This is a genomic window from Lysobacter antibioticus, from assembly GCF_001442535.1.
Lineage (GTDB): Bacteria > Pseudomonadota > Gammaproteobacteria > Xanthomonadales > Xanthomonadaceae > Lysobacter > Lysobacter antibioticus.
The window spans coordinates 5,707,029-5,714,743 of sequence record NZ_CP013141.1; the positions used below are offsets into that span (position 1 = coordinate 5,707,029).

General features: G+C 69.2%; 7 protein-coding genes (2 of these 7 cut by a window edge). 3 read left to right on the forward strand and 4 right to left on the reverse strand.

The window, feature by feature from the left end:
- From GLA29479_RS23080 to GLA29479_RS23095, 4 genes are all read right to left on the reverse strand, one after another.
- On the reverse strand, positions 1-302 hold the 5' portion of the coding sequence (locus tag GLA29479_RS23080; RefSeq protein ID WP_211265017.1) for an EscR/YscR/HrcR family type III secretion system export apparatus protein. 16 nt of this gene lie to the left of the window's left edge; the window shows 302 of its 318 coding nt (coding positions 1-302); the start codon lies at positions 300-302; its stop codon lies beyond the left edge, outside the window.
- 3 nt (positions 303-305) lie between these two features.
- Positions 306-1,379, reverse strand: a complete 1,074-nt coding sequence (gene sctQ / locus GLA29479_RS23085) for a type III secretion system cytoplasmic ring protein SctQ (RefSeq protein WP_057972986.1) — start codon at positions 1,377-1,379, stop codon at positions 306-308.
- 13 nt (positions 1,380-1,392) lie between these two features.
- Positions 1,393-1,992 (reverse strand): response regulator transcription factor, encoded by a 600-nt coding sequence (locus tag GLA29479_RS26030; protein WP_031373471.1) that lies wholly within the window; start codon positions 1,990-1,992, stop codon positions 1,393-1,395.
- A 133-nt stretch (positions 1,993-2,125) separates the two neighbouring features.
- On the reverse strand, positions 2,126-3,220 hold the full coding sequence (locus tag GLA29479_RS23095) for a sensor histidine kinase (protein ID WP_057972987.1): 1,095 nt from the start codon (positions 3,218-3,220) through the stop codon (positions 2,126-2,128).
- A 141-nt stretch (positions 3,221-3,361) separates the two neighbouring features.
- Here GLA29479_RS23095 and GLA29479_RS23100 point away from each other — a divergent pair, with 141 nt between their 5' ends.
- The 3 genes from GLA29479_RS23100 to GLA29479_RS23110 form a co-directional block, all read left to right on the forward strand.
- Complete coding sequence (locus GLA29479_RS23100; protein ID WP_057972988.1) at positions 3,362-3,826, forward strand: flagellar biosynthetic protein FliO; 465 nt, start codon at positions 3,362-3,364, stop codon at positions 3,824-3,826.
- 379 nt (positions 3,827-4,205) lie between these two features.
- Positions 4,206-6,269 (forward strand): type III secretion system export apparatus subunit SctV, encoded by a 2,064-nt coding sequence (gene sctV, locus GLA29479_RS23105; protein ID WP_057972989.1) that lies wholly within the window; start codon positions 4,206-4,208, stop codon positions 6,267-6,269.
- Positions 6,270-6,411: 142 nt separating this feature from the next.
- Positions 6,412-7,715, forward strand: partial view of an FHA domain-containing protein gene (locus GLA29479_RS23110; RefSeq protein ID WP_057972990.1) — the 5' portion only. It continues 16 nt past the right edge of the window; 1,304 of the gene's 1,320 nt are visible here — the first part of the coding sequence; its start codon is at positions 6,412-6,414; its stop codon lies off the right edge, out of view.

A 7,715-nucleotide genomic window follows, 5' to 3' on the forward strand; every position in this document is an offset into this window, starting at 1 on the left:
GCCGCGGTCCCGGGCGGCTGGCCCTGGGTCGCGGTCGCGGCGGTGCCGCCGCCGACGCGTGCGTTGATCGCGTCGTGGGTTTCCAGGATCACCGGATACATCACGTAGATCGACAGCACGATCGCCAGGCCGTTGATGACGACGTTCGGCGGCACCTGCTGCAGGCCCAGCGCGTTACGCAACAGGCTCAGCACCACGACGATCTTGGTGAACGAGGTCACCATCACCGCGACGAACGGCGCCAGCGCGAGGCTGACCACCGTGATCAGCACCAGGGCCGGCGAGAACGAACTGAAATCCATGGTTCAGCTCCAGGCGATCAGGCGCACGCCGAGGGTATCGCCGACGGCGACGATCTCGCCGCGGCCGGCGTCGCGGCCGTTGGCGCGGATCACCACGTTCGCGCCTTCCAGGCGCGAGGGCAGGGCGAACACGTAGCCGGGCTGGAAGCCGGACAGTTCGTCGTATCGGCATTCGAGCCGGCCCAGGTCGAACTCCAGGCGGACCGGAACGTCCGGTGCGGTGGGTTCCGCGGATTCGGGGGCAGCGGACTCGGTGTCGCTCATCGCGGAGGTCTCCTGATGCGTGGAAAGGGTCAAGGGCGCGCCGTCGATGCGCCAGCCGTCGGCGGCCGGCGCCAGCGGCCAGGCGAAGCCGGGCACGTGCGCCTGCATCGGCGGCGGACGCTGGTGGTTGCCGATGACGAGGACGTCGCCGGGGCGCAGCTGGCGCCATTGCGCATGGCGCAACTGCGGGCCGGCCCAGCGGATCGCGATCGGCACCGGCAGATCGGCCCAGCGTGCGCTCGGGTCGTCGCCGTAGGCAGGTTCGGGGGTTTCGGCGCGGGCGAGCAACTGGCCGACCCAGTTGACCGGCATGCGCAAGGTGCCGCGGCTCAGTACCTGGGCGCCGCCGCCGTCGGTGATCACGAACGACAGCCACAGGCCGTCGAGTTCGGCCTCGGCCTCGGCATGCGCGGCGCGGATCGGGTCGCTGGCGCCGTCGTCGACGATCGGGATCAGGGCGACGTCGATGCCCTGGCTCAGGCGCACCAATTGGGTTTCGTGGGCCAGGCTCCAGGCGAGCAGGCGCGAGCGGCCCTGGTAGTCGCTCCAGTGCAGGCCGGTGTCGCTGGCGTTGGCCAGGCTGCTGTCGAAACGCAACTTGACCCGCGCGCCGTCGCCTTCCAGGGTGACCAGCTCGCCGTGCACGGGTTCGGTCGGCACGAAGCTGAGCCAGCCGCCGTCGCGGGTGGGCCAACGCTGGCGCAGCGCGAACACGTCGCGCAGGGCTTCGGCCTGCCAGGGATGCAGGGAAGGCAGGCGGCCGCGCGGCGAAGCGGCGAGGCCGGAGGCGTCGGCCGAATGCGTCGGCGTCATCGTTGCGCTCGTCTCACCCATGGCCCAGCGCCACCTTCATCAGTTCGGGCAGCGAGCGTACCCCGAGTTTGTTCATCATGTTCGATCGATGCAGTTCCACGGTCTTGACGCTGATGCCGAGCACGTCGGCGATGATCTTGTTCGGTTTGCTCGCCACCACCAAGTCCATGACTTGACGTTCGCGCGGGCTGAGCCGGGCCAGGCGGTCGTCGCCGGCTTCGACGGCATGGTTGCGCGCATTGGCGATGGCGGCCCGGATCGCATCGATCAGGGCGTCGTCGCTGAAGGGTTTTTCGAGGAAGTTGGACGCGCCCTTGCGCATCGCCTCGACCGCGAGCGGCACGTCGCCGTGGGCGGTGACGAACACCAGCGGCAGGCCGATGCCGCGCCGGCGCAGCTCTTCCTGCAGTTGCAGGCCGCTCATCAGCGGCATGCGGATGTCCGAGACGATGCAGTGCGCGCCGCCGCCGTGGCGTTCGCCGGCATAGGCCTCCAGGAACGCCGGGCCGGAGGCGTGGGCCTGGACTTCGAAGCCGGCGGTCTCGAGCAGCCACGCGGTGGAATCGCGGAAGCCGTCGTTGTCGTCGACCAGATAGATGCGTGCTTCGCTCATGGGCGGTCACTCCCGGTGTCGGCGGGCGAGCGGCTCGCCGCCCGCACCGGCCCGTTCGCGCCGCAGGCACGGTGGTAGGGGCGGTCGGTGGGCACGGCGCAGGCGGCGGATACGAAGCGTTCGGGCATCGTGCTCAGGTCCTGGCTTCGAAGCGCGGCAGGGTGAAGCCGAACACGCTGCCGCCGCCGTCGCGCGGCTCGAAGAACAAACGGCCTTCGTGGTACTCGATGATCGACCGGCAGATCGCCAGGCCGATGCCGAGGCCGTCGGTCTTGGTGGTGAAGAACGGCGAGAACAACTGGTCCTGTTCGGCCGGGCTGAGGCCGGCGCCGCGGTCGGACACGCGCACTTCGATCTGGTCGTCGAGGTTCATGCGCGCGTCGATACGCAGCTCGCGGCGCGCGGTCGGGATCTCGCGCATGGCCTCGATGGCGTTCTTGACCAGGTTCAACAGCACCTGCTCGATCATGACCCGGTCGGCGAACACCGGCGCCAGCCGCGTCGGCAGGCCGAGGTCGATGCGCAGCTGCAGGCGCTCGGCTTCCAGGCGCAGCAGCTCCAGTACGGTTGCGGCGATCTGGCTGAGGTCGTGGGCGTCGCGGCGCGGTTCGCGCGCGCGCACGAACTCGCGCACCCGCGAGATCACCGCGCTGGCGTGTTCGGCCTGGGTGCGCGCGGCCTGCAGGGCGCGTTCGACCTGGACCGGGCCGCCGGCCTGTTCGACCAGGCGCAGGCTGCCGTTGAGGTAATTCATGATCGCCGCGAGCGGCTGATTGAGTTCGTGGGCCAGGGTCGCGGCCATCTCGCCGACCGACATCAGGCGCGAGGTGAACAGCAATTTCTCCTGGCGGGTCTTGTGCGAGTCCAGGGTCTCGATGCGTTCGCTGATGTCGATCGCGGTCAGCACGTCGACGTGGTCGCCGCCGTGCTCGGCGCGGCCCCAGTGCAGCGCATACCAGCGGCCGCTGTGCGGGGCCAGCACCTCGCGCGGCCGCTCGCCGTCGCCGGCCTCGCCTTGCAGGCGGGCGAGGAGGGCGTCGCGTTCACCATGTTCAGCCAGCTCGCCGAATTCTTCGCGATAGCGCGCATTACCGGCGACCAGGGCGCCGTCCCCGGCGAACATCGCGCAGGCGAAGGGGACCGCGCCCAACAGGCCGGCGTCGCGGTCCGGGGCGCTGGCCGCGCCCGATGCATCGCTGGGTTTGCTACGACGTTTCGCTGTGACCATGCTCACATCAATGCCATGCGCGACGGCTCGTCGGCGTGAAGCGACGAGCCGCCGCCGTTGCGGGGCGGCCGGGCTGCTACGGTATGTCGGCACGGCCTCGCCGCTCCTCTCGCCTCGTTACCGGTTCCGCACTGACCCACCATGCCGATACTGCTCCCACTGCGCTTGCTGCTTGATCGTTCCCCGCTGCTGGCCCTGGTGCCGCTGCTGTCGCCGGCCGCCGCGCTGGCGTTCGCACCGGCTGCCGCGCCCCCCGCCGCTCCGGCGAACGTTCCCGAACCGCCTTCGTTCTTCATCGAACTGCTATCGATCATGCTGCCAGTTGCGGTGGTCCTGGTCGGCCTGGTCGCGGTCTTGTATTACCTGCGCAAGCGCCATGGACTGACCGCGCGCGACAACCCGCTGTCGGTCCTGCAGGTGCTTCCGGTCGGCCCGCGCGAGCGCATCGTGGTGCTGCGCACGCGCAGCGGGCGCGCCCTGGCGGTCGGGGTCGGAGGACAATCGATGAGCCTGATCGCCGAACTCGATTCCGCCGACATCGCCCCGCTTGCGACTGCGACGACGATGCCGGAATCGACCGTCGCCGCGGCCGAAGCCGAATCGTGACGAGTCTTCGCCTACGTTAGTCGAACGCAATTGCGCAATTGCGCACGCGCTCACAAAAACAATGATGAATGCGCGCGAATGTAGCCGCCCGAGATCGAGGGGGCGTGATTGTGCACATCCCGCACAATAAGCACCTCGTTCACACAAATGATGACAATCAGCACTTAGTATCGGGCGTCCGAACCGGGATCGTGTAAGGACAGCGCCATGGCTGGGTGCGCAGGGGTATGTGGTAGAGCAGTGACTGCTTTCACCGTTCGATGCAGGGCCGAAAATCTTTCGAGCGCGACCCGTGGCCAGCCGCCGCGGGGCTGCGCCATCGCTGCTGCGCGTCCGAACGTGGTCGGCTCGTCGATTCTCAGGAACCGGGACTGACCGAATGCGCGCATTGTTGAGCTCCCTGATGGCCGCCGCTCCCGGCGCGACGCCCCGGCGTCGGGCCGGTTACAGCGATATCGTGCTGGCCATCGCAGCGGTCACCATCATCGGCGTGATGATCCTGCCGTTGCCGTTGGCCATCATCGACACCCTGGTCGCGGTCAACATCGCCATCGGCTTCGGCCTGCTGCTGATCGCCCTGTACATCCCGACCCCGGTCGCGTTCTCCAGTTTCCCCAGCGTGCTGCTGCTGACCACGCTGTTCCGGCTGGCCCTGTCGATCGCGATCACCCGCTCGATCCTGCTCGAAGCCAACGGCGGTCACATCGTCGAAACCTTCGGCAGCATGGTCGCCGGCGGCAACCTGGTGGTCGGCTTCGTGGTGTTCCTGATCATCACCGTGGTGCAGTTCATCGTCATCGCCAAGGGCGCCGAGCGCGTGGCCGAGGTCGCCGCGCGCTTCACCCTCGACGCGATGCCCGGCAAGCAGCTGTCGATCGACTCGGACCTGCGCGCCGGCCTGACCGACAAGGACGAGGCCAAGCGCAAGCGCCGCCTGCTCGAAGTCGAAAGCCAGCTGCACGGCAGCCTCGACGGCGCCATGAAGTTCGTCAAGGGCGACGCCATCGCCGGCATCGTCATCATCATCATCAACCTGCTCGGCGGCCTGGCCATCGGCGTGCTGCAGAAGGGCATGACCCTCGGCGACGCCACCCACACCTACAGCATCCTGACCATCGGCGACGGCCTGGTCTCGCAGATCCCGGCGATCCTCGCCACGATCGCGGCCGGCCTGGTGGTCACCCGCACCGCCGGCGACGAGGACGACCGCCACCTCGGCGAATCGATTACCCGCCAGGTCACCGGCCAGCCGCGCGTGCTGCTGATCACCGGCTGCCTCGCCTTCCTGATGATCTTCGTGCCGGGCTTCCCGAAGCTGGTGTTCCTGATGCTGTCGGCGGTGCTGCTCGGCTTCGCCGCTTGGCGTTACCGCCACGGCTCGGTGATGCTGAGGCGCGCGTTCCGGGTGCCGGAAGGCGAGCGCGGCACCGACGACGTGGTCGTCAACGAAGACGAAATCGCCCCGCCCGCACCCTTGCAACTCGACCTGTCGCCTACGCTGGCGGCCGCGTTCGGCGAGGCCACGGTGCGCGAACGCATCGTCGACGTGGCCCGCCGTCTGCGCGACGAGTACGGCGTGCCCCTGCCGGTGCCGGTGGTCAAGGTGGTGCCGGCGCTCGACAACGGTGACGGTCTCGGCGGTTATCGCCTGACCGCCTACGGCGCGCGCATCGCCTTCGGCCGCTTGTCGTCGAACGCGCAGTTCCGTCCTGCCCGCGCCGGCGACGCTAGCGCACCCAAGCTCGCCGGCTTCTTCCCGCCGTTGGCGGGCGAGTGGACCGGCCAGACCGGCGGCGAGACCCGCGATGCCCTGGCCACGGTGATCGAGCACTGCCGCGCCGCGCTCGAACGCCGCATGGGCAGCTTCATCGGCATTCAAGAGACCTCGAACCTGTTCGGCAAGATGCAGCGCGACTATCCGGACCTGGTCAAGGAGATGCTGCGCGTGGTCGCGCCGCAACGCGTCGCCGACGTGCTGCGCCGCCTGGTCGAGGAGGGCGTGCCGATCCGCAACCTGCGCGATGCCTTCGAGGCCATCACCGATGTCGGCGGGCGCGAGAAGGACGTGGTGCTGTTGACCGAATACGTGCGGGTCGCGCTCAAGCGCGAGATCGCCGATCGTTACGCGGACAGCGAACGCACAATGCAGGTGCTATTGATTCATCCTGAATTGGAGGATCGTCTGCGTCAGTCGGTACGCGTCGCCGGCGGTGCCACTCAGTTGGCGATCTCGCCCGAGCTGGCGGGGCGGCTCGGCGCCGAGGTCCGTTCGCACCTGGGCCGCCAGGCCGAGGGCGTGCGGCCGGTGCTGCTGTGTTCACTGGACGTTCGCCGACACCTGCGCAAGCTGCTGGAGATCGATTTCTTCGAACTGCCGGTGCTGTCCTACCAGGAACTCGCACCCGACCTGCGGATCGTGCAGGCCGGCCAGGTCAACGCCTAGATGAGCGCCAAGACGATGCAACGTCCCAGCCTCCATCGCCAGGTAACTTCCCCAATCCATCATCGGCCGGTGGGTGCGCGCGTTTCGCGCGGCCCGGCCGTACGCGCCGCCGCAAGCGGCCGCGTCTAGACAGGAGTCCGTCATGTCTTCTACCGACATCCATACCGAACCCGCCGAACCTCGTGTCGCCGCCGCGTCGCCCGCGGTCAGCGTGCTGCGCATCGTCTCCGGCCTGCACGCCGGCGCCAGCCGTCCGCTGTCGGCGCAGGAAACCTTGTTGATCGGCAGCGGCGGCGATTGCGACATCGTCCTGTCCGACGCCGGCGTCGCACCGCACCACGCCTTCATCACCCGCATGGGCGGCACGGTCTCGCTGCGCGCGGTCGATGCGCCCTTGCAGATCGACGGCCAGATCTTGAACCCGGGCGATCCGGCCGAGCTGTCGGCGATGCAGCGCGTCGACCTGGGCAGCGCCTCGCTCGCGGTCGGCGCCAGCGAAGACCCGGCCTGGGCGACGATCCTGCCGAACCTCGGCGAGATGGCCAAGCCGCCGCGTTCGTCGATGCGGCATCTGCCCTTGATTGCCGGCCTGGCGGCGCTGTCGCTGGTGTCGGTGGCGATCGCCGCGGCGGTGATGCCGGGCTTCGAGAAAGAACCCACGGCGATGGAAGTGGTGACGCCGTTGATCAAGGAGTTCTCGATCGTCGGCGGCCGCGCGGTCGAGAACGAAGACGGCAGCCTGGTGCTGTCGGGCACGATCAAGGACGCCACCACGCGCGAGATGATCCGCAAGCGCCTGGTCACCAACAACGTCCAGGCCCGGCTCGACCTGCGCACCGGCGACGACATCGCCGCCGACGTGCGCGAAGTGCTGCGCAGCCAGGGCCTGGCGGTGCAGACCCGTTACCTCGGCAACGGCGACGTCGAAGTCGCCGGCCGCTTCGCCGACCAGGACAAGTTCAAGCGCGCGATCGCCTCGCGTGCGATGCAGGACGTCAACGGCGTGCGCCGGGTGATCCCGCGCGACCTCGACGAGAGCGCCCAGCCCGCGGCCGGCCCGACCGTCGCCGCGGCCGACACCGAACCCAAGAAGCCGGTCAGCACCGCGCCGACCCGGGTCGTGCAGATCGTGCGCGGCACCAACCCGCATGTGATCGACGTCGACGGCGCCCGATACGCGGTCGGCGACGCCATGCCCGACGGCCGTTCGCTGATCGCCATCGGCGACAAGGCCTGGGCCCTGAACAAAGTCAGTGGCCAGGTCGAGGAGATCAAGGCGCAGCCGGTGACCGCGGCCGAGCAAGCCGCCATCGCCGCCGCTGCGGCGGGTGTTACGCCGGCACCGGCCGCGACGGCGCCGACCGGCACGACGGCGGCCGCTGCCACGCCCGCGGCGAATACCGCTGCGACCGCTGCGGCACCGACGACGACCGCTCCGGCCGCCCC